We start from the raw sequence: 23,731 nt of genomic DNA, 5'->3' as shown, positions 1-23,731 counted from the left end.
TCGTGATCGTTCACACGGGTATGTGAGTGCGAAACGTGCTGTATCTGGAACAGGGTGACACAGTCACGCTATCGCTAATCGCCTTGCAGAGTGCGCTGTAACGGCGAGACGTTAACGCCTCGGGCTACAAAACCGCGCACCCATGACGGGGCAAGTTCCAGCACCTGGCGAGCAGCGTACTCGGTGTCAAATTCAGCAAACACACAAGCACCTGTCCCTGTCAGGCGCGACGGCGCGTATTCTAGCAGCCATGAAACAAGCTCATCAACCTCACGAAAACGTTTTCTTACTACTGATTCGCAATCGTTAAGAAAGGGGGCCTGTAAAAGTGCTGATAAAGTGCGCACGGGCGTGTCACGGGGAAGTGCCGGATCGTTAAAGACCACTGGCGTGGCCACGCTGACGCCGGGATGGGCAACAAGATACCATTTTTCGGCAGGCGATGCGGGAGAAAGCACCTCGCCGACCCCTTCGGCGAAGGCGGCGTGCCCTTTTACGAACACCGGGACATCCGCACCCAGTTTCACGCCCATCTGTGCCAGTTCCGTCGGCGTAAAACCGGTTTGCCAGAGATGATTAAGCGCCACCAGAACCGTAGCGGCGTCAGAAGAACCGCCACCCAGTCCACCGCCCATTGGCAAACGCTTTTCAATGGCGATCCGCGCACCCGCCTGCGCCGGCAGCGTTCCCTTCTCGCGGGCAGCCGCCTTAAGCATGTCGGCGGCACGCACGATCAGGTTTTCAGCATCCGGCACGCCGGACACGGGCGTGAGAAGGGTAATGGCATCGCTCTGATCGGGAACAATCTCCAGACTGTCGCCATAATCCAGAAACTGAAACAGGGTTTGCAGGTTATGGTAACCGTCCGCCCGGCGCCCGGTGATGTACAAAAAAAGGTTCAGTTTTGCCGGAGCAGGCCAGGTGGTGATCATTTCAGCGTCCAGCTATCCATACGTAACTTGATGCGCTGATCGCCTTCTTTCAGCTCCAGGCTGGCGGGCAGCGCAGGGGTGACGTTGCTGTCGTAGCCGGCGATGGTCACCTGCCAGGTCTGGCCATCATGCTGATAGTTCAGGCTGCGCAACTGATACTGATCGTTAAGCTGGTAGTCGGTCGCATCGCCCGGCAGGCCCATCATCCACTGGCGCAGGTTGGTCAGCGGAATATCCATGCCGGTCAGCTGCGAGATCATCTTCTGCGCATCGTTGCTGACATAGCGTTTGCCCTGGCTATCCACGATCTGCACCACAGAACCCTGCGCATCAAGCTGCAGTTCTGTGCTGCCTAACGGGTTGGTTAACAGCAGACGATAACGGTCAGGTGCGGTCTGCTGCCAGTTGAAGCGGGCATAGACTTTTTGTTTGTCCGACAGATAGGCGAACGCGCCGCGCGTCTGGTACTGCGTCACTTTACTGACCGCTTGCTGATGATGTTGCCATTGGGGTGCAGTGGCGCTCGGGCCGGGACCTTGTGGTTTATTGATGCTACAGGCAGCCAGCAGAACAGCACCGGCCAGGGGTAAAAGGCGCAACAGATTGCGTGGGGAAGTAAGCATCAAGTGGTCATCTCCTCGGACTCATTTTTCATTGGTAACAGGTAACGCTAACCATCCGCATTTTAACCGTCAATGCTGTTATACGGCAAAATCGCTATGATCGGCTTAATCTTATTACAGTCATAGCCTTTGTATGGCTTTTCTTGATCTGCTGCATCTTGTAGAATGCGCTTCACAAAACCCTGACATTATTGGGACAACCCAACCTAAATCGCCATGACGCTGCTCGCTCTCGGAATCAATCACAAAACTGCACCCATTGCTCTGCGCGAACGCGTTGCGTTCGGGCCGGAGTCGCTGGAACAGGCCTTAGACAGCCTGTTATCCCAGCCCATGGTGCAGAGTGGCGTCGTGCTCTCCACCTGTAACCGAACCGAACTCTACCTGAGTGTAGAGCAACAGGTCGATCTGCAGGAACGTCTGGTGCGCTGGCTGTGTGACTATCACCAGCTTGATGAAGAGGATGTACGTAACAGCCTCTACTGGCATCAGGACAATGAGGCCGTCAGTCATCTTATGCGCGTCGCCAGCGGGCTGGATTCGCTGGTGCTGGGCGAGCCGCAGATTTTAGGTCAGGTGAAAAAAGCCTTTGCCGATTCGCAGCGCGGTCATGCACTGAGCAGTGAACTGGAACGTATGTTCCAGAAAACCTTCTCGGTTGCCAAGCGCGTGCGTACGGAAACGGAGATCGGCGCGAACGCCGTTTCCGTTGCCTTTGCCGCCTGTACGCTGGCGCGGCAGATCTTTGAGTCCCTCTCCACCGTCAACGTGTTACTGGTTGGCGCGGGGGAAACCATCGAGCTGGTGGCGCGTCATCTGAGCGAACATCAGGTCAAAAAACTGATTATTGCCAACCGTACCCGCGAACGCGCGGACGCGCTGGCGAAAGAAGTGGGCGCGGAAGTGATTGGCCTTGCGGACATCGACGCGCGCCTGGCCGATGCCGACATCGTCATTACTTCCACCTCCAGTCCCTTGCCCATCATTGGTAAAGGCATGATGGAACGGGCGCTCAAAGCGCGCCGTAACCAGCCAATGCTGCTGGTGGATATTGCGGTGCCGCGCGACGTAGAGCCGGAAGTGGGCAAGTTAGCGAATGCCTATCTCTACAGCGTTGACGATCTGCAGGCCATCATTGAGCAGAACCTTGCCCAGCGCAAAGCCGCTGCGGTGCAGGCCGAAAGTATCGTGGTGCAGGAATGCAGCGATTTCATGGCCTGGCTGCGTTCCCAGGGCGCGGTCAACTCTATTCGTGAATACCGTGCTCAGGCGGATGATATCCGCGCTGAACTGGAAGGCCGTGCGCTGCAGGCGCTGCAGCAGGGTGCCGATCCGCAAAAAGTGATGCAGGAACTGGCCCACAAGCTGACCAACCGTTTGATTCATGCACCGACCAAATCTCTTCAGCAGGCCGCGCGCGACGGCGACAGCGAACGCCTGCAGATTTTACGCGACAGCCTGGGTCTCGATTAGGCACACTGCTGTCGTCTTCTGTTACGGGAATCCCACAGTTAAATGAAAACCTCTATTGTTGCGAAACTGGAAGCGCTGCAGGAGCGCCACGAAGAAGTGGAAGCGATGCTGGGCGATGCAGGCGTCATTGCCGATCAGGAACGCTTTCGTGCTTTGTCGCGTGAATATGCTCAGTTGACCGATGTCACGCGCTGCTTCCGCGACTGGCAGCAGAACCAGGATGATATCGAGACGGCTAAAATGTTACTCGACGATCCTGAAATGCGCGATATGGCGCAGGAAGAGCTGCAGGCGGCGCGTGAGAAAACCGACGCGCTGGAGCAACAGTTGCAGCTGTTACTGTTGCCGAAAGATCCGGACGATGAGCGCGACTGTTTTGTCGAAGTCCGTGCCGGTACCGGCGGCGACGAAGCGGCCATTTTTGCAGGTGACCTGTTCCGTATGTACAGCCGTTACGCCGAGTCACGTCGCTGGCGGGTGGAAATCGTCAGCGCTAACGACGGTGAGCACGGTGGCTATAAAGAGGTGATTGCCCGTATTATGGGTGACGGTGCCTATGGCCGACTGAAATTTGAATCCGGCGGCCATCGCGTACAACGCGTACCCGAGACGGAATCCCAGGGCCGTATTCATACCTCTGCCTGTACGGTGGCGGTGATGCCTGAACTGCCGGAAGCGGAGCTGCCCGAGATCAACCCGTCAGATTTAAAAATCGATACTTTCCGCTCCTCCGGTGCCGGTGGGCAGCACGTTAACACCACCGACTCCGCGATCCGTATTACCCACTTGCCGACCGGTATTGTGGTGGAATGTCAGGATGAACGCTCTCAGCACAAGAACAAGGCAAAAGCCTTATCGGTGTTGGGCGCGCGTATCCATGCGGCCGAAATGGCAAAACGTCACGAAGCTGAAGCCAGCACCCGCCGTAACCTGCTGGGCAGCGGTGACCGTTCCGATCGTATCCGCACCTATAACTTCCCGCAGGGCCGTGTGACCGACCACCGCATCAACCTGACGCTTTATCGTCTGGATGAAACCATGGAAGGTAAACTGGACAGCCTGATCGAACCCATCGTTCAGGAATACCAGGCTGACCAACTGGCGGCGCTGGCCGGTCAGGATTAATGGATATTCGCCACTGGCTCAAACAGGCGGTTGCCACGCTGTGTGGGGGCGACAGCCCGAAGCGTGATGCGGAAATCCTGCTGGGTTATGTCACAGGCAAACCCCGCAGCTGGCTGGTGGCTTTTGATGAAACCCTGCTCAGTGACGCGCAGTTACAACAGTTGACGGCGTTGCTGGCACGGCGCGCCCGGGGAGAACCGATCGCCCATTTAGTTGGCGAGCGCGAATTCTGGTCGCTCCCGCTGAGGGTTAGCGACGCCACACTTATCCCGCGGCCGGATACCGAGATCCTGGTTGAACAGGCGCTGGCCCGATTGCCTGCCGCACCTGCGCGCGTGCTGGATCTCGGCACGGGCACCGGTGCCATTGCCCTGGCGATTGCCAGCGAACGGCCCGATTGCACCGTGATCGGCGTTGATCGTGTCCCTGCTGCCGTTGCGCTGGCGCAGGATAACGCTGCGCATCTGGCGATAGCTAACGCGACGTTTGTGCACAGCCACTGGTTTGCACAGCTCACCCCGACCCGATTTGATCTTATCGTGAGTAATCCGCCTTACATTGATGCCAGCGATCACCATCTGGAGGAGGGCGATGTGCGTTTTGAACCGCGCAGCGCACTGGTGGCAGATGAGGCGGGCATGGCCGATCTCCGGTGGCTGATCGCACAGTCACCCGCCTGGTTACAGCCGGGTGGCTGGCTGCTACTGGAACATGGCTGGCAGCAGGATGAGGCGGTGCGTCAACTGATGTGCCAGCACCACTATCAGGCGGTGGACACGGTGAAGGATTACGGTGGCAATCCCCGGGTCACATTTGGGCAGACCGCGCCGATACCGGTATAGTGCCGCAACGTAAAATCACAGGGATGAATGATGTTTACTTATTACCCACTGCTAAAAAATCTGCATCTGCTGACCGTGGCGATCACGGTTTCGCTGTTTCTGCTGCGCTTCTACTGGCAGCGCGTTGGCGCAGCCATACTGCAACGCCGCTGGGTCCGCATCCTTCCACATGTCAACGACACGTTGCTGCTGCTGAGCGGCGCAGCGCTGGTAATGCTGACCCACTTCTATCCGTTTTCACCTCAGGGAAGCTGGCTGACGGAGAAGCTGTTAGGCGTTATTATCTATATTGCCCTTGGGTCCGTGGCGCTGAGCCGCCGCCCTCGTTCTGATCGCACCCGCTGGATGGCCTTTGTGGTCGCCTTAATCGCGCTGGTGACGATCATTAAGCTGGCACTGAGTAAAATGCCGTTATTGGGGATAGTATGAGCTCCACCGAACAACTCGATTACAGTGAAACACCGCTCTGTGAGGCGGTGATGGGTGCAACCAAAGCCATTCGCACCGATTTTCCGACCCTGTCGGTCGAACAACAGTTAGCGGCGTTAGTGGCTGAAGCCCGGGATTACGTCAGCGACCAACAGGATGCGGATTTAAAGCTCGAAAAGCTGCTGGAGCTGTTTTACAAGCAGTGGAAATTTGGCGGTGCCAGCGGCGTGTATAATCTGTCTGATGCACTCTGGCTGGATAAAGTGCTGAAAACCCGTCAGGGAACCGCCGTGTCACTGGGCGTGATTCTGCTGCATATTGCGGCGGAACTGGAACTGCCCCTGATGCCGGTGATTTTCCCGACGCAGTTGATTCTGCGCGCCGACTGGCTGGATGGCGACAAGTGGCTGATTAATCCGTTCAACGGGGAAACCCTGGATACGCACACGCTCGAAGTATGGCTGAAAGGCAATATCAGCCCGCTGGCGCGTCTGTATGATGACGATCTCGACGAAGCCAAAACCGTCAGCGTAATGCGCAAAATGCTGGATACGCTGAAAGCGGCGCTGATGGAAGAGAAGCAGATGGAGCTGGCCCTGAACGTCAGCCAGGTGTTGTTGCGCATTGACCCGGACGATCCCTATGAAATTCGCGATCGGGGATTAATCTATGCACAGCTTGAGTGCGATCATATCGCGTTAACGGACTTAACCTACTTCGTTGAACAGTGTCCTGAGGATCCGGTCAGCGAAATGATTAAAGTCCAGATTCACGCAATCGAACAAAAACGCGTGACGCTGCATTAAGCGTCACCCCAGATAAGGAAAGGGCATGACACAGAAAGTTGTCAGTATTGGTGATATCAGGGTCGCAAACGATCTGCCATTTGTTCTCTTCGGCGGCATGAACGTGCTGGAATCCTACGACCTCGCGATGCGCATCTGCGAGCACTATGTAAACGTGACCGACAAACTCGGCATTCCTTACGTTTTCAAAGCGTCTTTTGACAAAGCCAACCGCTCCTCCATCCACTCTTACCGTGGCCCCGGCCTGGAAGAGGGCATGAAGATTTTCCAGGCCCTGAAGCAGGCCTTTGGCGTGAAAATCATCACCGATGTGCACGAAGCGGCGCAGGCTCAGCCTGTGGCGGATGTTGTTGATGTGATTCAGCTGCCGGCCTTCCTGGCGCGTCAGACCGACCTGGTTGAGGCGATGGCGAAAACGGGCGCGGTGATTAACGTCAAGAAGCCCCAGTTTGTCAGCCCCGGCCAGATGGGCAACATCGTGGACAAGTTTGCCGAAGGCGGAAACGACAAGGTTATTCTTTGCGACCGCGGCAGTAACTTTGGCTACGACAACCTGGTAGTGGATATGCTGGGTTTCAACGTCATGAAAAAGGTGACGAATAACTCGCCGGTGATTTTCGACGTGACGCACGCGCTGCAAACGCGCGATCCGTTCGGTGCCGCATCAGGCGGACGCCGTGCTCAGGTGGCCGAACTGGCGCGTGCCGGTATGGCGGTGGGCATTGCGGGCCTGTTTATTGAAGCCCATCCGGAGCCGGACAACGCCAAATGCGACGGTCCGTCGGCGTTACCGCTGGATAAACTGGAACCGTTCCTGGTGCAGATGAAGGCGATTGACGATCTGGTGAAAAGCTTCCCGGAACTGGACACCAGCAAATAAGCCGCAGTGCAGACGAAAAAAGAGCGAATTCTCGCTCTTTTTTTTCGTCTCAGTTTTGTGAGATTACAGCATGATGGTCATCAGATAGCCGACAAATAAGGCCAGGTGCGCGGCACCATTCAGCACATTCGTTCTGCCGGTTGAGAAGCTAATCTGACACAGGATCAGAGAGGCAATCATAATGACCATCTGCGGCGGTTCCAGGCCGAATATCAATTCCTGGCCTGTCAGCGTCGCAATAATAGAGACCGCCGGTACGGTCAGCGAAATCGTGGCCAGCACTGAGCCAAAGAACAGGTTCATCGCGCGCTGTACCTGGTTCATCAGGACGGCCCGGATGGCACCCAGACCTTCCGGTGAGAGGATCAGTAACGCCACCAGGAAGCCGGTGAACTGCTTCGGTGCGTTGAGGTCGGTCAGCAGATGCTCCAGCGGGTTAGCATTCATCTTGGTGACGGCAATCACCGCAATCAGATGCACGATCAGCCAGATGGCGTGCCAGAGGCTACTGTGCGCAGAGGGTTTACCGTGGTGAGGATCGCCATCATCACTGTCATCTTCGTGCTCATAGACAAACAGGCTCTGGTGCGTTTTGGTCTGAATCAACAGGAAAACGCCATACATCGCGGCAGAAATAGCGGCAATCAGTAAACTTTGCGCAGCGGTGAAATTTCCGCCCGGCAAGGCATTCGGAAACACCAGCACCAGGATGGCTAACGGAAAAATAGCGATCAGGTATTGCTTTACCCCGGCCAGATTCACGTATTGCGTCGCAAACTTTCTGCCGCCCAGCAGTAAGGCAAAGCCCACCAGCCCGCCGGTCACGATCATAATGATTGAGTAGAGCGTATCGCGCATCAGCGCAGGCGCCGCATCGCCGGTGGCCATCAGTGCCGAAATCAGGCTGACTTCCAGAATCACGACAGACAGGCTGAGGATCAGGGAACCATAGGGTTCGCCCAGGCGGTGAGCCAGCACATCCGCATGACGCACCACGCTGAACGCGCTGCTGAGAATAGCAACCAGCGCCAGTAAATTAATGCCGACGACGAGCGGAAGTGAGGTTTGTGCACCAAAAAAATAGAGTACACCCAGGGCAATAAGGGGAAGTATCAGTGAAAACTCTTTGTGACGTGTTTTTTCATGTAAAGGCATTCACTCTCCTCGCTGCTGAATAAAAGGGGCAATTCATTTACCCACCCTGACAGGGAAATATATAAGTCAGGCAGTGTAACTTTTCAATCGAACAGCAGGTGAAAATTTACCGCTTTTTACTTTCACACACATTCAGCCTGAAAAGGGGTTTATAAAAATTTATTCCCGCTTTTGTCAGATAAATCAGTCATCAAGTAAATCCTCTTTCGCGATAATCTTCCGCATTATTGCAAAATACATCCCAATAAGGTGATCGTTAATGCCGGAACAGAGAAATAACAAGCGGAGAGGCGCAGAAACCACAGTTTGCATTTTGGCTTATCTGCGCCAGACTTATAAACCATCATGTTAGAGGAGGATAAACGATGCCTTATGCTAAGCGAAGCGACCTGCCAGAAAGCGTTAAGCACGTCCTGCCAGCGCATGCCCAGGATATCTATCAGCAGGCCTTTAACAATGCCTGGTCACAATATAAGGATCCCGATGACCGACGAGGCAATGAATCACGCGAGGAAGTGGCCCATAAAGTGGCCTGGTCAGCGGTGAAACATGACTATGAAAAAGGGGATGACGATAAATGGCATCCCAAAAAATAGTGTGTTGCGTTGTGGGCCTGAACAGCAGGCCCGTTTATATGTCCCGTCCTGCCAGCGTCATGTCCGTTCTCACGCGCATTTCTTCCCTCTGATCGCCCACGTTTCAGGCTTCTTTTCGCGCCCACGTTACGCATGTTTACTTCACGTTGCGCGAGCAGGGGTTATCCTGAATGCCAAAATGCCGTGAAGAAACTCATCAGCCCTTACCGTTTTACGCGCTGTAAAACACTTTTTTTAGGTGTTATAGCTGCCGCTTTTAATAGTTAAATAAAGGCTATTTTTTAGCGGATATTCCCACTCTTACTTGAAACTGATTTTGTTAATAATTAATGTCAGTTTAATGAATACAGCGTAAATTTGTGAATGTTCACGCAACAGAACCGAGGAGTGTCTTACACAGGACGTGGTGAAAGTCGAGGAGGTCGCATTGCTTACCCGGGAATTTTTATTAAAAGCGGATTGTAAAACATCATTTGGTGATATTGAGGAGACATTACTGTGGAGTTGTGAACAGCGCGCGGCGTCGCTGGCGGCAACCCTGGCATGTCGGCCCGATCACAGCCCGGTATGGATCTTCGGCTACGGTTCTCTGATGTGGAACCCGGTATTTGAAGCCGATGAAGTGGCATCGGCCTCGCTGCACGGCTGGCACCGAGCCTTTTGCTTACGCCTCACAGCCGGGCGCGGCACGGCTTCCCATCCGGGGCGCATGCTGGCGCTGAAAGAGGGCGGCATCACGCAGGGACTGGCATTTCGCCTGCCGGAATCACGGCTGCACGACGAACTGGCATTACTGTGGAAGCGTGAAATGATCACCGGCTGCTATTTGCCGACCTGGTGTGAGCTGGTGCTGGACGATCAACGCCGCGTGACGGCGCTGGTTTTTATTATGGATCCGCGTCATCCGCTTTATGAACCGGATACCTGTCCTCAGGCGGTTGCGCCCCTGATCGCCGCGGCCAGTGGACCGTTAGGCTCGAACGCCCAGTACCTGTTTTCGCTGGAAGAAGAACTGACTAAGCGCGGGATGCAGGAGGACGATCTGATCCGCCTGGCGCACCAGGTGCGTGAACTGCAGCAGCACTGGCCAAGACAGGCGTAATCCGCGCCCGCCAGGCCAGCAGCATCCGGTCACTGGGTTGGGTTAATCAGCCAGGTGCCCGGTCTGTCAATCACCACGGACTGACTGCGCGTCGTATTCCCGGCATGCACATCAATGCGGTACTGGCCTGCCGCCAGGTTCAGCACGGCAAAACCGTTGCTGCTGGCGTGCAAGGCCACGGGCTGACCGTTCAGGACCACCTGTTCATCACCGGCCAGTTTCAGGTAAACCATCGCCAGGCCCGCGGGCACTGTGCCGGTCGCTGGTGCAGCACTGCGTTTCGCCACCTGTGGCACCGAAGCGGTTTGCGAGTTTTCAACCCACACCACCGCGCCGACGGCAATAACGGCAACGGCGGCCAGCGCCAGAAGCCCCGGTGACGGACGACGCACCGTGCGTCCGATCAGCGGTTCCGCCATCGTCGCCCCGTGATTCATCGCCAGGACCACCGGTGGGACCGTGTCGGCCGCGGCTGCGTCCAGTTGGTTTTGCGCGTCATTGCGCTGTTGCAGACTGTTAACGACCGCCTCCACATCGCTGACCGGTAAGGCAATGAGGGCAGCAAACATGTCGATGCTCTGCGGACGATCGTGCGGTTTCATCAATAGCGCACAGTCAATAGCATGCAGCAGCGGCAGCGAATAGCCTGAAGGCTTACGCACCACCAGCGGTTGATAGTTGTCTTCAATGCAGCGCACCACGCTGACCGGCGGCGGGGAGCCGGTAATCAGCGTGTGCAGTACCGCGCCCAGCGCATAGATATCTGTCCACGGGCCTTGTTCACCTTCGCCTTCTTCGCTGTACTGCTCAATGGGGGCAAAACCCGGTTTCAGCATGATTTCGGTTTCATCAGAGAGATTGCCTATCTCTTTGCGGGCAGAGCCAAAGTCGAGCAGCACCGGCAGTTGATTTTCCTGAATCTGAATATTATCCAGCGAAATATCACGATGCAGATAGCCAGCCTGATGAATGGTATTGATAGCCCCCAGCAAGGGCGGCAGTAAGCGGCGAATCCAGTCTTCGGTGATAGACTCATGGCTGGTTAACTGCCACTCTTTCAACGTCATGCCGTTGTAGTAAAGTGTGCCCATATAGGCGGTGCCGTTTTGTTCCCAGAAGCGCAGGACATGCAACAGGCCCGGATGATTGAAGCGTGCCAGCAGTCGGGCTTCCTGAATAAAGCTGTTCAGACCGGCATTAAACAGCTTCTGAAAACGTTCACCGCGCAATTCCAGCGACATATCCGCCGTCCTGACCGCCAGCGAAACAGGCATGTATTCTTTAATGGCAATGGTGCGTTCAAGTTGATGGTCCCATGCGCGATAGACAATGCCGAAACCGCCGCCGCCAATCACTTCTTTGATTTCGAACTCGTTAAAGCGATATCCGTCAGGCAAGGCATTCGGTACTGCTTTCTGATTGTCATTAGCCGACATAGTGGACTCTCTGAACTGGGCCTGCTTGCCAGGCAACGCGATAATTAATGGATGTTACGCCAGGCACCTGCGCCGGGATCAACCTGATCCGCGCGCAAGGTGTCCACAAGTAACACATTCACTTTCTGTTGTGACGGAAAACTGCCTGCCCACCGGCTACGCAGCGTGTCGAGCCGTGCAGACAGGGCGCTGGCATTCTGCTGCGCAGTGGCTTTATCCGCTCTGACCAGAAGGGTGCCCTCAAAGCGCCACAGATGTTGCGTATCGTCGAAAGGCAGCACCAGCCAGCTGTCAGGCGCATCAGCACGGGTCATAATCATGCGCTGTTTATTGACGCTAACGATTTGCAGGGCGTTACCGGCAATGGCCAGACTGGCGATCGGGTAACCCTGGTAAAACGTGACGGCAAGCGTCTGCGGTTGGCCGTGTCCACTGACGGTAATATCACTGTTGCCTTCGAGCCAGCCTTCCGACGAGCAGCGCAACCGACCGCCTTGCGGGACAAAGATCGACAATCCGTTTTCGTCCCATGCGGTGCGAAAGCGGCAGCCATCAGGTAACGCAAAATGCTGTAACGGGGTGCTGTCTGCTGGCCGCGACGCGACAACCGGAACGTTACTGCTTGTGGCAGCATCGGCGTTCACAATCAGACGCCAGTTCTGCAATTTACTGGCGCTGCCGGAAGCCAGCACGCTGCCCTGGCTGTTGGTCATTTGCCAGGGCAGAACGTCCAGTTCATTACACTGATTCGCTAACAGTGTCCCGACGCGCGGCAGGAACGATTTAAGGATCTCTGCATTCTGGCTCTTACCCGAGACAATACGCAGTGGCAGTGTCTCCTGGCACCAGTCATCGGGCGTTTTGCCTTCAACGTTGTCGATATACACTTCCAGTTCGAGGCTGGGTGAGTACACCACGCGATAATTTTCCGCCTGCGCAGTAAAGGCCATCAACAAGGTAGCCAGAGCGGGCAACCACACTTTCATAGCGTTTCTTTCATCCATCACGAGAGGGCAGAAAACGGGTTGAGTCAGCCAGCGAATAAAGCAGCGTGGCCTCCTGCGGTTCGCCGATCCACACGGCCAGCGCACTCAGATTATCTTTCTTTACTTCACGGCTCACGGCATGTTCCATCAACGTCAGCCACTCTTCACAGGCATTCACCATGCGCAAGGTCTGCTCCATTTCCTGGGTGGTCAGATTGAGCCAAAACCCGTCGCTACAGACTAAAAACGCATCGCCGTCTTCCAGCAGTATTTCGTCAGAAAAGCTCACAGGATGGGCAGGTTCTGTGCCGAGCGCATTATAAAGTAAATTACTGTTAATTCCGGTATTTTCATAGCCTGCCTCGCTCAGTTTTTGCACAAGGCTGTGGTCGCGGGTGACCGCATTGAGCACGCCATGCCGAAAGTGGTAAACCCGGCTGTCGCCCGCGTGCGCCCACCATGCGCGCTGTCGGGTGCGGTCGATAAACAGGCCCGCCAGCGTGGTGCACATCGCGGCAAAATTCGGATTATTACCCTGTGCGATTTCAAGCACAGAGCGGCACGTTTCTATCGCCTGCTGTGTGAAGGCGAGGGTAAGGTGCGGACAGGTGTGCAACTGAGTCAGCAGGCTGTCGCATACCAGTTGTGCCGCCTGTTCCCCACCGGGCAGTCCCGCTACGCCGTCGCATACCACGAAGCTGGCCTGATGGGCATCCAGTACCACACCGGTGCGATCCGCATGTTCATCACGCTGACCTTGCTGACTTCGCTGGGCAAACGCGATATTCATGCATCATCCGTACGCGTCTGGGAATCTTTGTACTGATTCACCTCCATGTCGTAAGCATGAAGGAAAGCTTCACCAAACAGCGTATGGAAATCGTCTTCGATTTCACCCGCAGTGCGCTGATAGCGGCGAGTGAAATAGTCCCACAGTGCGGCTTTTTGATAAGGCGTAAACGGGACTTTTGACACGGCACCGTCTGACTTCGCCTGCTCCTCCAGCCCCTGCGGATTAAACGACTGCAACATGGCGGCGATGATGGCGCGGATCCCGGCGATCATGCCCAACTGATGTGCCTGCAGATCCACCAGCGCATCCCGTACCGCCTGTTCAGGCTGCATAAAGCCCGGCATCTGGCTCTGGTACATCTGCATCAATACGGTTTTGCCCGAGGGCAGAATCTTGAACGGGTTATTTGCTTCGTTCAGGATCATCGTCATTTCCGCTTTGACGCCCCGTTTAAGGATAGAGCGCGACGACAGCAATGCCACCGTGCCCTGCGAAAACAGACTTAACATGCGGCCAGTGGTCCGCATCTGTTCTTCGTTAATCACCGTATTGTGGCCGTTGCTTAGTCCCATACCGTCAAGCAGCGCCGCGACCAGGTTGTCGTGATCGTGTGCGGCGGGCGAGGGCGCATATCGGGACTCACCGGCCTGGGGATCGATGGCCAGCCTGGCATCGCCCCGGTGGTCGTGGCGTCTGGCGACAGGTTCCTGAGCGACCTCTTCGACTTCAGTAAATTCGGGGATATCCAGCGGATTCGTCTGCGGGCCCGCATGGCTAAAAAACGCCAACGGATCGCTGTTGATGCCCTGTACCGCAGGGTCACGTACGTCGATGGCATAGTCGCCGATGCGCAGAGCATCCCCGTGTTTCAGGCTCACCTGCATTCCCCGGCTGAGCGGCACACCGTTGTGTTCGACCGGTGTCACGCTGCCCTGATTAGTCAGGCGGCACTCTCCGTTACAGAACAGGTGCACCAGCGCCTGCAGACGAGAAATAGAACGGGCTTCATCCGGTAACACCAAATCGTTATCCTGACTGCGGCCGATCGTGCCGCCCGGCGGATGAAACGTGACGGTTTTCACCGGCACATCAGACGTGCATTGAACGATGGTAAATTGCATGAGCTATCCCGTTATGAAGGACAAAGGCAACGTCTCACTCGAACATCGGTGGATAGAGGCCGTTGCGTCCCGGCTGTGCACCTGCTGCCGGATTAAACAGTAATGAGAACAGTTCTGCCGTGAGGGTACCGCTATGCTTGTGTGTCGCATGTACGAAACCGTCACTGCGGTTGCTCCACCAGTAACTTATGTGTTGCTGCGGGTCGAAATGTTCGGCGACGTCCTGCCAGCTCAGCGTGCAGGGCAAATCCGCGAAACCGATTACATCCATAATATCTGACGGCTGCTGGACCGGGACCATCAGCGGAGCCAGGGCCTGGATGTGCTGATCGAGCTGGTCCGGGCTCAGACCGTGAGTCACGGCATTCAGCAGCGTGGCCCCCAACTCCTGATACCAGTCTCCCGAGATCGTTAACTGTGCCGGATGCCACTGACTGAGCGGAAAGCTCAGCAAGGCCAGCAGCGGCCAGGCGCGCCCCACACGATCGCAAGACGGTAACAGGCAGCCCATCTGTACCTGCTGACGCGTTGGCGTGATCGGTAACACAAAATTCCACACCGGCGCGCGCAGAAAATCGGCGCTCACGGCCGCGTCCTGCTGATGCCAGTGAATGAGGCCCTGCTGAAACCAGTGATTCCACGGCGTGATGACCAGTTCAGTGAGCCGATGATGTATAAAGTCCCCTGTTGAGGGCAGTTTGCCAAACCAGCCAGGGGCCAGAGATACAGACATGTTCACCTCGCCATTATGGATTATGCGTTGTCGGGCGCTGTGCCTTCGCGGGGGCAATCGCCAGTACCGCGCCGCCGCGCCCCGCATTGTTCAAATTATCAGCCAGCTTGCGCATCATCAGCGCATTGTCACGCGCATAAGGTGAAGACTGAATTTGCTGATCGAGTAGCTGGCTTAAATGCCAGTCAAGCTGCTGCAAATCCCGCGCGCTGACCTTTTCAGGTAACGAACGCTGCAGATTTTGCAGTAGCCAGGCCCGTAGAAATTCCCCATCGTAGTTTCTGGGCTGATACAGCATCTGATAAGCGCGGAGCGCATTACGACTGTATTCATTGTCATCACCGGGATCGTTACGCAGCAGGTTGGTGATCTGCTGAGCGACCCGGGGCAGCAGTAAAGACTTAAGCGCATTTTGATAAAGCGCCCAGGCGGCATCGCTGACCTGATTGCCACGATATAAGCCTGCCCGCATAGTAAGCGGCGGATTATCGAGAGAAAACTGGTCGGACACCGGTAACTTCACCAGGTTATTCAGAAAGGGTAGCAGATCAAAAATATTATCAGCGGGCTGATGTATCACTTGCTGACTTTGTGCAGAAATTGCCGGTACGCGCGCGGTAACCTGCTGCAGATAATGCTGGTTCTGATAGTAGCTGATCAACCACAGTCCGCTCATGATTACCAGCGCCCCGGCCAGCATACCGTAGCCAATCCAGTGCAGGAGCTGATTACGGTATTCCCAGCGACGATTGCTGCCCGCCAGGCCACTTTCTTTAAACACCAGATTGCTCAGCAAATCACGAATAAAAAAGCTCTGGCCTTTATTGCCGGGAATAGGGCTGTTGCGGTTGACCCGATCCCAGGCGGCAATCGAGTGTGCCCCCGCCTGACGCAGTTGCAGTTTGCGGCTCAGCTCGCCCATCACGCGGTCAAAAGGCAAACCTTCCTGTGTACCGCTGGTAAAGAACAGCCCACGAGGATTCCAGGCCACGGTCTCAGAACGCGGGGAAAAAATGCTGTCCAGGTATTCGCTGAGCAGGGGACGCAGCGAAGCAAACTCCTGCGGAAACAGAAAACATTCTGCCCGCTCATTGAGGTCGCGCTCATGGGTCATTTGCCCGGCCAGTTGCTGCTGCAGTTGCTGTTCTAACTGGGTAAACTGCCCCTCGAAGTGAAGATGCCAGTCCTGCTTGTGTGGCTTACCGGCTTCCCAGGGAAACGTAAAGCCCCAGATAGCATCGCGGCGGGCCTTCTCCATGCTGCCGAAATAACTCATAAAGCCTTTCAGCAGGTCGGTTTTGGTCACCATGACATAGACGGGAAAATGAATACCGGTGTGCTGATGCAGTTCGTTCAGCCGTTCGCGCAGCGCGTTCGCCTGTTCGTAACGCGCCTCAGCCGAATCGCTGAGTAAATCCGCGACGCTGATGGTCAGGATGACGCCGTTGATCGGCTGCCGCGCCCGATAGCGCTTCAGCAGATTGATAAAACTCTGCCACTCGCTGGCATCGCGTGCCCGCTGGCTTTCCTGTAACGCATAGCGCCCGGCGGTATCGATCAACACGGCGCTGTCGGTGAACCACCAGTCGCAGTGCCGGGTACCGCCGACGCCGCGAACGGCCTCGTTGCCGAACGTATCGGTCAGGGGAAATTTCAGGCCGGCATTGAGCAGAGCGGTGGTTTTACCAGCACCCGGCGCACCAATCATCAGATACCAGGGGAGCTGATAGAGGTAATTGGCGTTAATCCGTGCCCACAGGCTGCCCTGGCGTCGGCCAAAATGGGTGCGCTTGAGGCGCATGGCCGCCTCACTAAAGCGCTGGCTGAGCAGCGCCTCAGTGGCCTGCCGTTCCGCCGGATCGTCGCTCTCTGCGACCTGCAACCGGTCAAGCAGGCGACTGTTGAACCAGGCACGGTACAGCGCAGGAATTAGCTGGAAACCAATCCAGAGAAGATAAAGCAGACTGACCACAATCTTGCGGTGTAGAGCGGGTTCAAGCGGGCGGGTTTCATTCCACGCGATAAGCGGTCCCAGCATCCACAGCAGGCAACTCAGTGCCGTGACGCCAATAAAGCTCCACAGCAGCCGATGCGTTAAGAATAAGCGGAAAGAAGCGCGCATCAGGGTGTTCCTTGGTGAGTACTCAGTGTTTCAGGTGCGGCAAACAGCGTAATTTCAACACGGCGATTACGGGTACGGTTCTCGCTACTGTCGTTGGGCAGCAGCGGATCGCTGTCGCCGCGGCCTTCTGACCGGAGCACGTGTGAATCGGCCAGTTGCACCTGCAGTAACTGGCTAATCGCCCGGGCACGGGCGAAAGAGAATTCATAGTTTGAGGCAAACCGACTGCCGTCAACAGGCTGATCGTCGGTAAACACCGACACCAGAATGGTGCCTTTGACGTCTTTCATCGCTGCGGAGACGCGCGCCAGAAGCGCCCGGCCCACCGGATTAATCACCGTGCCCTGTTCGGCAAACAGCTTGTCTGCCGGGATAATCACTTTGCTGCCAAACGCACCGTCGCTGACTTCGAGCTGGCCGGCGGCGATCACGTCATTTAACCGCTGACGTAAGTCGAGCAGCGCCTGTGGCGAAGAAGGGCGACGATTCATCATGATTTGTGGCAACGGCATATTATACAGACTGCGCAGCAGAGGCTCAGCCGCGTTGCCGAGCCGCCAGTTGAGTCCGCTGTAAATCAGGCAGCCGATCAGGGCGACCAGCATGGCACAGGCCCAGAGTGGCACCATCGGACGGGCCAGCGTATTAACCAGCGGATGTACCTGCACCAGCGGCGTGGACTCCGTGGTTTGCTGCGCACGGGTTTCGTCGATCAGCGCTTTTAACCTTGCCCGCAGGCTGTCGCACTGCGCCCGGCCTTTTTCACTGCCCCGGTAACGCCCTTCATAACCCAGCAGCAGGCAGTAATGAATAATTTCCAGCAGCCAAAGGTGCTGCTGAGGGCTTTGTGAAATGCGTGAAAGCAGCTGGAAGAACTTTTCGCCGCCCCAGCTTTCATTGTGGAAGGTCACCAGCATGCCGTTGCCGGACCAGACGCCGCGCGTGCCCCATGGCGTTTGCGCGGCGGCTTCATCCAGGGCACTGCACACACAGTACCGTGCACCGATGATCATCTCAAACGGCAGGCCTGCCTGCTTGCAGCGTTGTTCAAACAGGCGGATTTCATCAATCAGAGACTGACGTAAACCTGCCGGGTCATCGTGGGTAGCAGCCTGACGAATTTGCACCACCGCATTCAGCAGAGGCGCGGCCGCTTTGAGTAACAAATTTTCGCGACCAGAGGTCGTCACCTCACGCGGTGAAGATTCCACGCTCATGGCTGTGTGTACTTCCCGCGTTGCGTTGCACGTCCGGCAGCATGCGCAGGACGGCAGGGGTTAAATTTCATCAGTTCATGATCCAGGTTGCCGTCGTGACAGGACCGCAGTGTCTGCTGTCGCCACCCACGTCAACGCACAGGGGTTAAGTTATCTGGCCATGCAAATGCGTGCTGCCTCGCGTGTCACCGTCAGGACGACGGTTCACACCGGTGGTCAGCTCAACCTCGCCGGGAGCCTGCCCGCGGACATCACCGCAATGGCATATCCGTATCGGCAACGTCGGGGTGGACCGGGGCTGTGTTGAGCCTTTGCCCGCGCGGCCTGACTCAGGCAAAGGCGGTGGGCATGTCCCGAACAGGGCGCGCACGTTCCACTGCACGTCACCGGCGAATCGGCATTGACCGAGGAGGGGGCGTTTTGCTGCCGGACAAAAAATGTGCAGCTAACGGGCAAAACGCTAAATGATTTTTCACCCTTTTCCTCACGTCAGTGTCTCTGCCTGCACGATGTTTATCACACGTATCGCACCTCCTCATCGGGAGGCGCAGAGCCGGGCAGGTGATCTGTTCAGAGACAAGGCCGCTCATGGTCACTCTTTACAGCGCTCAGTCTACCTAAGACTTTTGAGAATTCAAACCATTGCACCCAATGATATAGCATGGTAGTGGCCGTTTAGCCCGTTCCTTGTGCAGGGGCTTCAGGGATGGCGCCTCCGGGGCAGTATCGGGCGCATTACTCGCGACATTTCGCCTCAAAAACGCGGGTGATCTCATCCCTGCCACGGCCCGGCGGCCTGGGTAAAAGAATAAGCCGCATTAACCACTTTACACCGCAGTGAGAGATGGAAAGGGCGGAACGTGCGGCACAAGCCGTCAGGCTAAGAAAAGACGGCACGGCTTTTGCTTGACTCCTTTTTTGTACAAAAAGGGGGTGAGCAATGGATGACGCACTGAGCTGGGTGCAGGCCTCACGGCAAAGCGATATTGCCAGCCTGCAACGCCTTCGCCAGACCGGTAAACTCATTACCACCGTCAGCGAACTGGTGCATCAGCTTCAGCGTGAGCGGGGGGCGAGCACTCTGTGGATTTGTTCTGAAGGCCGGCTTTACGGTGAGCAGCGGCTCGCCAGTGAGCAGGATGTGACGCGCTGCCAACGGGATTTTTGCCAGGCCTTACCCAAAGCCGAAGCCCAGCCGGGATACAGCCGGTTCTGTAACCTGATCGCTGCCGCGCTGCAGGCCCTGGCCGGGTTACCGGCGTTGCGCCAGCAGATTACGCAACAACAGATTGTGCACGCGCAGGCCGTTGCGGCATTCAACACAATTATCCGTAGCTTACTGAACCTGGTCTTTGAAGCCGCCGACACCGCCAGCCATCCTGACATTACCCGCGCGCTCATTGCGCTGTTCAGCTTTATGCAGGGCAAAGAGCTGGCGGGACAGGAACGCGCTCTGGGAGCGGCCGGCTTTGCCGCCGGCCAGTTCAGCGCAGAGCAGCGCAGCGCCATGGTGGCCTTAATTGAAGCACAGGAGCAAAGTTTTTCGACGTTCCAGCAGTTTGCTGATGAGGCGGTTTTGCATCACTGGCAGCCGCTGGCGCAGGCCAGTCGCGAGATTGAACGACTGCGGCGCATTGCCTGTACCGACGGGCGGCGGGATGACAGCGGCGCACCGCACTGGTTTTCACTGCTGTCACAGCGTATCGATCAAATGAAACTGCTGGAGGATCAGCTGTCAGCCACGCTGATGTCGCGCTGCCGCGAGGCGATCGCACTGGCACAGCATCAGGCCGCTGAACCCCTGCATGTGGCACAGTCGGGCTGCAATTTTACGTTATATGTCTCCGGGGCGGACTGGCTGGCTGCCGAGTCCGGTGCGCTGAACAGCGACGGGCTGGCGCCCCAGCTCGGTCGCTCGCTGCTGTCGTTGATCGCGGAGCAGTCCCAGCGTTTGCAGCATCAGGCCAATGAGCTGGCCACTCTGCGCGCCACGCTGGAAGAGCGCAAACTGCTCGACCAGGCTAAAAACTGGCTGATGCAGCAGCATGGGTTGAGTGAAGAGCACGCCTGGCAACGGCTGCGTAAAAGCGCGATGGATCAGAACAAACGGCTGCCGGAAATCGCTCAGGCGATCGTCACGGTGGCCGCCACGATGAAGAGGTAACTCGAAAGCGTTAGCTGCACAATGCTTGTGCGTGATCTGCGTCACCAATGTGCAAAATCGGTTAAAAACTCGCCAGAGGAAACCCTGAAGCGCCACGCGCAGGACCGTTTCAAAGCTGGCACGCGGTTTGCTTTACCTTACTGAGTGTGTGCATTTGCTTTGCCAACGGCGGTAAAGCGAGTGCTTTGGATAAAGGCGTCCATCTCCCTGTGAAAGCAGTGGAGAGGACGCCTTTTTTTATTTCCTGAGGGTGGCAAAAAATGAGCAAATCGCCAGTTTCACTGTCTCGTCGTCAACTGCTGTTATCCAGCGCCGCCGTTGGCGGGCTGTGGCTGTTGCCGGGATTGCGCAACGCCGTATGGGCGGCGGGTTCCGATGCGCCAGAAAAAGCCACCGTGCGGGTGGGATTTATTCCGCTGACCGACTGTGCGCCGGTCGTCATGGCCTCGGTGAAAGGCTTTGACAAAAAATATGGTCTGACGCTACAGCCCAGTAAAGAAGCCAGTTGGGCAGCCGTCCGCGACAAGCTGATCTCCGGTGAGCTCGATGCGGCACACGTTTTGTACAGCCTCATCTATGGCCTGCAACTGGGCGTTGCCGGCCCGCAGCATGCGATGGCGAACCTGATGACGCTCAATAACAATGGCCAGGCGATCTCCCTGTCGAACCAGCTGAAAGCGCAGAAGGTTACCGATGCCGCCAGCCTGAAAAAGACCATCGACAGCCAGGCCAAAGGCAGTCTCACCTTTGCCCATACCTTTCCGACCAGCACCCACGCGATGTGGCTGTACTACTGGCTGGCGAATGCCGGTATCAATCCGTTTGATGACGTGCGCACCGTCGTCGTGCCGCCGCCGCAGATGGTGATGAATATGAAGATTGGCAATATGAGCGGCTTCTGTGTGGGCGAGCCGTGGAACCAGCGCGCCATCAGCGACGATATTGGTTTTACCGTCGCCACCAGTCAGCAGATTTGGCCCGATCATCCCGAAAAAATTCTCGGCACCCGCGCCGCGTGGGTGAAAGAGAACCCCAATACGGCGCGCGCGCTGACGGCGGCTGTCCTTGAGACGGCACGCTGGATCGATGCCTCCGATGATAACCGCCGCGAAACGGCGCAGGTGCTGGCCGGGCGCGCCTGGATCAACACCAAACCTGAGATTCTGCAAGGCCGCATGCTCGGCCAGTACGAAAACGGGCTGGGACAGAAATGGCAGGACCCGCATGCGATGCGCTTCTTCCATGACGGCAGCGTCAGTTTCCCGTATCTGTCCGATGGTATGTGGTTCCTTACCCAGCTTAAGCGCTGGGGGATGCTGACCCAGGATCCGGACTATCTGACTGTCGCAAAGCAGATCAACCAGATCGATATCTACAAACAGGCTGCCAGCGCTGTCGGCAACGTCACGTTGCCCGGCAGTGAGATGCGCAGCAGTACCCTGATGGACGGCAAGGTATGGGATGGCACGAATCCTGCCGCTTACGCCGCCAGCTTTGCCATTAATCATAAAGAGAGGTCGTGATGAAAACCCAGACTCGCTCCCTGGCGCAGCCTGAGACGCTGCCCACCCACGCTACCGTGGTGCCCCTTCAGGTTACGCCAAAAAAGATGCGTTCACCTGCGCGCCTGCGTCCGTTTTTGCAGCGTGCCATTCCCGCGCTGTGCGGTGTGCTGCTTCTGCTCCTGATCTGGCAGATCGCGGCGCTTTCCAGCAAAGGCTTTCCCGGCCCGTACGCCACCTGGGAGGCGGCGAAAGTCCTGTTCGCCGATCCGTTCTATAACAACGGCCCCAACGATCAGGGCATCGGCTGGAATGTGCTGGCCTCGCTGCAGCGCGTGGCTGTCGGCTTTGGTCTGGCCGCGCTGGTGGGGATTCCCGCAGGCTTTCTGCTGGGGCGTTTTACCTTTGTGGCACGCATGTTCAATCCGGTTATCGCGCTACTGCGCCCGGTCAGCCCGCTGGCCTGGCTGCCTATCGGCCTGCTGCTGTTTCAGCGCGCCGAACCGGCCTCCAGCTGGACCATTTTTATCTGTTCCATCTGGCCGATGATTATCAATACCGCAGAAGGCGTACAGCGCATTCCCCAGGATTACCTCAACGTGGCGCGCGTGCTGCAACTGTCGGAATGGACCATCCTGCGCCGCATCCTGTTTCCCGCCGTTCTGCCAGCGGTGCTGACCGGGGTCCGCCTGTCGATTGGCATCGCCTGGCTGGTGATCGTGGCCGCCGAAATGCTGACGGGCGGCCTGGGGATCGGCTTCTGGATCTGGAACGAGTGGAACAACCTCAATGTTGAAAACATCCTGATTGCCATTTTGCTGATTGGCGTCGTTGGCCTGCTACTGGAGCAGGGACTGATGCTGCTGGCGCGTCGTTTTAGCTGGGATAAATAAGGGGAACACTATGCAACCTATCATTCGTGTACAGCAGGTCAGCCAGCGTTTTACCACCTCCGGCGGCGATTTTCTGGCGCTCGATAATGTCAGCTTTGATCTTCATCAGGGGGAAACGCTGAGCCTGATCGGTCACTCTGGCTGTGGCAAATCCACGCTGCTCAACCTGATCGCCGGTTTAACCCGGCCTACCAGCGGCGTCCTGTTGTGCGATAACCGCGAAGTCACCGGCCCCGGCCCTGAGCGCGCCGTTGTGTTCCAAAACCACTCTCTGTTGCCCTGGCTGACGGCGTATCAAAACGTTGAGCTGGCGGTCGAGCAGGTGTTCAAAAGCAAGATGAACAAAGCCGAAAGACGTGACTGGATCGAGCACAACCTCAACCAGGTGCAAATGAGTCATGCCATGCATAAGCGCCCCGGCGAGATCTCCGGCGGCATGAAGCAGCGCGTCGGCATCGCCCGCGCGCTGGCAATGAAACCTCGCGTGCTGCTGCTGGACGAACCCTTCGGTGCGCTGGATGCCTTAACGCGCGCGCATCTGCAGGACAGCGTCATGCGCATCCAGCAGGCGCTGAACACCACCATCGTCCTGATTACCCATGATGTGGATGAAGCCGTGTTGCTGTCCGATCGGGTGCTGATGATGACCAATGGCCCGGCGGCGCAGGTGGGCGACATACTGACGATTGACCTGGCCCGGCCGCGTTCACGCGTGGCGCTGGCGGATGACGTGCGTTATCACCAGCTGCGTCAGAAAGTGCTGCATTTTCTCTACGAAAAACAGACCTCGGCGGCATAAGG

General features: G+C 56.8%; 23 protein-coding genes. 13 read left to right on the top strand and 10 right to left on the bottom strand.

Annotated features, from left to right (window positions below):
* Positions 1 to 74: 74 nt before the first annotated feature.
* Both ispE and lolB read right to left on the bottom strand, forming a co-directional pair.
* Positions 75 to 932, bottom strand: coding sequence for a 4-(cytidine 5'-diphospho)-2-C-methyl-D-erythritol kinase (gene ispE / locus RAC60_RS03360; RefSeq protein ID WP_324028501.1), 858 nt, complete (start codon positions 930 to 932; stop codon positions 75 to 77).
* On the bottom strand, positions 929 to 1,555 hold the full coding sequence (gene lolB / locus RAC60_RS03355; RefSeq protein ID WP_006118901.1) for a lipoprotein insertase outer membrane protein LolB: 627 nt from the start codon (positions 1,553 to 1,555) through the stop codon (positions 929 to 931). The genes ispE and lolB overlap by 4 nt, the downstream gene beginning before the upstream one ends.
* 216 nt (positions 1,556 to 1,771) lie before the next feature.
* Here lolB and hemA point away from each other — a divergent pair, with 216 nt between their 5' ends.
* The 6 genes from hemA to kdsA are packed head-to-tail and all read left to right on the top strand — an operon-like array spanning position 1,772 to position 7,110.
* Positions 1,772 to 3,028 (top strand): glutamyl-tRNA reductase, encoded by a 1,257-nt coding sequence (gene hemA, locus RAC60_RS03350; RefSeq protein ID WP_033741057.1) that lies wholly within the window; start codon positions 1,772 to 1,774, stop codon positions 3,026 to 3,028.
* A 42-nt stretch (positions 3,029 to 3,070) separates the two neighbouring features.
* Positions 3,071 to 4,153: a peptide chain release factor 1 gene (prfA, locus tag RAC60_RS03345; protein WP_006118903.1), complete on the top strand. Its 1,083-nt coding sequence runs from the start codon at positions 3,071 to 3,073 to the stop codon at positions 4,151 to 4,153.
* On the top strand, positions 4,153 to 4,995 hold the full coding sequence (gene prmC / locus RAC60_RS03340; RefSeq protein ID WP_006118904.1) for a peptide chain release factor N(5)-glutamine methyltransferase: 843 nt from the start codon (positions 4,153 to 4,155) through the stop codon (positions 4,993 to 4,995). Before prfA ends, prmC begins: the two co-directional genes overlap by 1 nt.
* A 30-nt stretch (positions 4,996 to 5,025) precedes the next feature.
* Positions 5,026 to 5,424 carry a SirB2 family protein gene (locus RAC60_RS03335; protein WP_039340706.1) on the top strand — a complete coding sequence of 133 codons (399 nt, stop codon included), beginning with the start codon at positions 5,026 to 5,028 and terminating at the stop codon, positions 5,422 to 5,424.
* Entirely contained in the window at positions 5,421 to 6,230 is an 810-nt protein-coding gene (gene sirB1 / locus RAC60_RS03330) for an invasion regulator SirB1 (RefSeq protein WP_033741062.1), read from the top strand. The genes RAC60_RS03335 and sirB1 overlap by 4 nt, the downstream gene beginning before the upstream one ends.
* A gap of 25 nt (positions 6,231 to 6,255) precedes the next feature.
* A complete protein-coding gene (gene kdsA, locus RAC60_RS03325) occupies positions 6,256 to 7,110 on the top strand; it encodes a 3-deoxy-8-phosphooctulonate synthase (RefSeq protein WP_054687807.1) in 855 nt (284 codons plus the stop codon).
* Positions 7,111 to 7,173: 63 nt separating this feature from the next.
* Here the strand turns inward: kdsA and chaA are convergent, their stop codons facing one another.
* The gene (gene chaA / locus RAC60_RS03320) at positions 7,174 to 8,265 is read right to left on the bottom strand and encodes a sodium-potassium/proton antiporter ChaA (protein ID WP_006118908.1); all 1,092 of its coding nucleotides are present in this window, start codon (positions 8,263 to 8,265) and stop codon (positions 7,174 to 7,176) included.
* Positions 8,266 to 8,630: 365 nt separating this feature from the next.
* Between chaA and chaB the strand changes: the two genes are divergently transcribed.
* Positions 8,631 to 8,861 carry a putative cation transport regulator ChaB gene (gene chaB, locus RAC60_RS03315; RefSeq protein ID WP_006118909.1) on the top strand — a complete coding sequence of 77 codons (231 nt, stop codon included), beginning with the start codon at positions 8,631 to 8,633 and terminating at the stop codon, positions 8,859 to 8,861.
* A 427-nt stretch (positions 8,862 to 9,288) separates the two neighbouring features.
* Positions 9,289 to 9,963 (top strand): gamma-glutamylcyclotransferase, encoded by a 675-nt coding sequence (locus RAC60_RS03310; RefSeq protein WP_162835475.1) that lies wholly within the window; start codon positions 9,289 to 9,291, stop codon positions 9,961 to 9,963.
* A 29-nt stretch (positions 9,964 to 9,992) separates the two neighbouring features.
* Here RAC60_RS03310 and RAC60_RS03305 read toward each other — a convergent pair whose 3' ends face one another.
* The 7 genes from RAC60_RS03305 to icmH are packed head-to-tail and all read right to left on the bottom strand — an operon-like array spanning position 9,993 to position 18,371.
* Positions 9,993 to 11,399: a serine/threonine protein kinase gene (locus RAC60_RS03305; protein ID WP_375092620.1), complete on the bottom strand. Its 1,407-nt coding sequence runs from the start codon at positions 11,397 to 11,399 to the stop codon at positions 9,993 to 9,995.
* A 44-nt stretch (positions 11,400 to 11,443) separates the two neighbouring features.
* Entirely contained in the window at positions 11,444 to 12,385 is a 942-nt protein-coding gene (locus tag RAC60_RS03300) for a hypothetical protein (protein WP_375092618.1), read from the bottom strand.
* Positions 12,386 to 12,395: 10 nt separating this feature from the next.
* Complete coding sequence (locus RAC60_RS03295; protein WP_375092616.1) at positions 12,396 to 13,175, bottom strand: PP2C family protein-serine/threonine phosphatase; 780 nt, start codon at positions 13,173 to 13,175, stop codon at positions 12,396 to 12,398.
* Positions 13,172 to 14,299 carry a type VI secretion system-associated FHA domain protein TagH gene (gene tagH / locus RAC60_RS03290; protein ID WP_375092614.1) on the bottom strand — a complete coding sequence of 376 codons (1,128 nt, stop codon included), beginning with the start codon at positions 14,297 to 14,299 and terminating at the stop codon, positions 13,172 to 13,174. Before tagH ends, RAC60_RS03295 begins: the two co-directional genes overlap by 4 nt.
* 34 nt (positions 14,300 to 14,333) lie before the next feature.
* Positions 14,334 to 15,032: a type VI secretion system-associated protein TagF gene (gene tagF, locus RAC60_RS03285; protein ID WP_375092612.1), complete on the bottom strand. Its 699-nt coding sequence runs from the start codon at positions 15,030 to 15,032 to the stop codon at positions 14,334 to 14,336.
* Positions 15,033 to 15,045: 13 nt separating this feature from the next.
* Positions 15,046 to 17,154, bottom strand: coding sequence for a type VI secretion system membrane subunit TssM (tssM, locus tag RAC60_RS03280; protein ID WP_033741079.1), 2,109 nt, complete (start codon positions 17,152 to 17,154; stop codon positions 15,046 to 15,048).
* Positions 17,154 to 18,371 (bottom strand): type IVB secretion system protein IcmH/DotU, encoded by a 1,218-nt coding sequence (gene icmH / locus RAC60_RS03275; protein ID WP_033741082.1) that lies wholly within the window; start codon positions 18,369 to 18,371, stop codon positions 17,154 to 17,156. The genes tssM and icmH overlap by 1 nt, the downstream gene beginning before the upstream one ends.
* Positions 18,372 to 18,480: 109 nt before the next feature.
* Here icmH and RAC60_RS03270 point away from each other — a divergent pair, with 109 nt between their 5' ends.
* The 5 genes from RAC60_RS03270 to RAC60_RS03250 all read left to right on the top strand — a co-directional run bounded on the left by RAC60_RS03270 (position 18,481) and on the right by RAC60_RS03250 (position 23,729).
* Positions 18,481 to 18,678 carry a hypothetical protein gene (locus tag RAC60_RS03270; protein WP_133745185.1) on the top strand — a complete coding sequence of 66 codons (198 nt, stop codon included), beginning with the start codon at positions 18,481 to 18,483 and terminating at the stop codon, positions 18,676 to 18,678.
* A 633-nt stretch (positions 18,679 to 19,311) separates the two neighbouring features.
* Complete coding sequence (locus RAC60_RS03265) at positions 19,312 to 20,535, top strand: nitrate regulatory protein (RefSeq protein ID WP_006118918.1); 1,224 nt, start codon at positions 19,312 to 19,314, stop codon at positions 20,533 to 20,535.
* A 260-nt stretch (positions 20,536 to 20,795) separates the two neighbouring features.
* Positions 20,796 to 22,058, top strand: a complete 1,263-nt coding sequence (locus RAC60_RS03260) for a CmpA/NrtA family ABC transporter substrate-binding protein (protein ID WP_205950079.1) — start codon at positions 20,796 to 20,798, stop codon at positions 22,056 to 22,058.
* The gene (ntrB, locus tag RAC60_RS03255; RefSeq protein WP_006118920.1) at positions 22,058 to 22,930 is read left to right on the top strand and encodes a nitrate ABC transporter permease; all 873 of its coding nucleotides are present in this window, start codon (positions 22,058 to 22,060) and stop codon (positions 22,928 to 22,930) included. Before RAC60_RS03260 ends, ntrB begins: the two co-directional genes overlap by 1 nt.
* 10 nt (positions 22,931 to 22,940) lie before the next feature.
* Complete coding sequence (locus tag RAC60_RS03250) at positions 22,941 to 23,729, top strand: ABC transporter ATP-binding protein (protein ID WP_375092608.1); 789 nt, start codon at positions 22,941 to 22,943, stop codon at positions 23,727 to 23,729.
* Positions 23,730 to 23,731: the final 2 nt, after the last annotated feature.

The organism is Pantoea sp. BR_17 (assembly GCF_041955125.1).
Lineage (GTDB): Bacteria > Pseudomonadota > Gammaproteobacteria > Enterobacterales > Enterobacteriaceae > Pantoea > Pantoea stewartii.
The sequence above is the reverse complement of the archived record's forward strand: the minus strand, read 5'-3'. Positions and strand labels throughout refer to the sequence as shown.

What these genes read in the sequence shown, in the direction of transcription:
- ispE (WP_324028501.1), bottom strand. Translation starts at nt 932, where the DNA reads ATGATCACCACCTGGCCTGCTCCGGCAAAACTGAACCTTTTTTTGTAC.
- lolB (WP_006118901.1), bottom strand. Translation starts at nt 1,555, where the DNA reads ATGCTTACTTCCCCACGCAATCTGTTGCGCCTTTTACCCCTGGCCGGT.
- hemA (WP_033741057.1), top strand. Translation starts at nt 1,772, where the DNA reads ATGACGCTGCTCGCTCTCGGAATCAATCACAAAACTGCACCCATTGCT.
- prfA (WP_006118903.1), top strand. Translation starts at nt 3,071, where the DNA reads ATGAAAACCTCTATTGTTGCGAAACTGGAAGCGCTGCAGGAGCGCCAC.
- prmC (WP_006118904.1), top strand. Translation starts at nt 4,153, where the DNA reads ATGGATATTCGCCACTGGCTCAAACAGGCGGTTGCCACGCTGTGTGGG.
- RAC60_RS03335 (WP_039340706.1), top strand. Translation starts at nt 5,026, where the DNA reads ATGTTTACTTATTACCCACTGCTAAAAAATCTGCATCTGCTGACCGTG.
- sirB1 (WP_033741062.1), top strand. Translation starts at nt 5,421, where the DNA reads ATGAGCTCCACCGAACAACTCGATTACAGTGAAACACCGCTCTGTGAG.
- kdsA (WP_054687807.1), top strand. Translation starts at nt 6,256, where the DNA reads ATGACACAGAAAGTTGTCAGTATTGGTGATATCAGGGTCGCAAACGAT.
- chaA (WP_006118908.1), bottom strand. Translation starts at nt 8,265, where the DNA reads ATGCCTTTACATGAAAAAACACGTCACAAAGAGTTTTCACTGATACTT.
- chaB (WP_006118909.1), top strand. Translation starts at nt 8,631, where the DNA reads ATGCCTTATGCTAAGCGAAGCGACCTGCCAGAAAGCGTTAAGCACGTC.
- RAC60_RS03305 (WP_375092620.1), bottom strand. Translation starts at nt 11,399, where the DNA reads ATGTCGGCTAATGACAATCAGAAAGCAGTACCGAATGCCTTGCCTGAC.
- RAC60_RS03300 (WP_375092618.1), bottom strand. Translation starts at nt 12,385, where the DNA reads ATGAAAGTGTGGTTGCCCGCTCTGGCTACCTTGTTGATGGCCTTTACT.
- RAC60_RS03295 (WP_375092616.1), bottom strand. Translation starts at nt 13,175, where the DNA reads ATGAATATCGCGTTTGCCCAGCGAAGTCAGCAAGGTCAGCGTGATGAA.
- tagH (WP_375092614.1), bottom strand. Translation starts at nt 14,299, where the DNA reads ATGCAATTTACCATCGTTCAATGCACGTCTGATGTGCCGGTGAAAACC.
- tagF (WP_375092612.1), bottom strand. Translation starts at nt 15,032, where the DNA reads ATGTCTGTATCTCTGGCCCCTGGCTGGTTTGGCAAACTGCCCTCAACA.
- tssM (WP_033741079.1), bottom strand. Translation starts at nt 17,154, where the DNA reads ATGCGCGCTTCTTTCCGCTTATTCTTAACGCATCGGCTGCTGTGGAGC.
- icmH (WP_033741082.1), bottom strand. Translation starts at nt 18,371, where the DNA reads ATGAGCGTGGAATCTTCACCGCGTGAGGTGACGACCTCTGGTCGCGAA.
- RAC60_RS03265 (WP_006118918.1), top strand. Translation starts at nt 19,312, where the DNA reads ATGGATGACGCACTGAGCTGGGTGCAGGCCTCACGGCAAAGCGATATT.
- RAC60_RS03260 (WP_205950079.1), top strand. Translation starts at nt 20,796, where the DNA reads ATGAGCAAATCGCCAGTTTCACTGTCTCGTCGTCAACTGCTGTTATCC.
- ntrB (WP_006118920.1), top strand. Translation starts at nt 22,058, where the DNA reads ATGAAAACCCAGACTCGCTCCCTGGCGCAGCCTGAGACGCTGCCCACC.
- RAC60_RS03250 (WP_375092608.1), top strand. Translation starts at nt 22,941, where the DNA reads ATGCAACCTATCATTCGTGTACAGCAGGTCAGCCAGCGTTTTACCACC.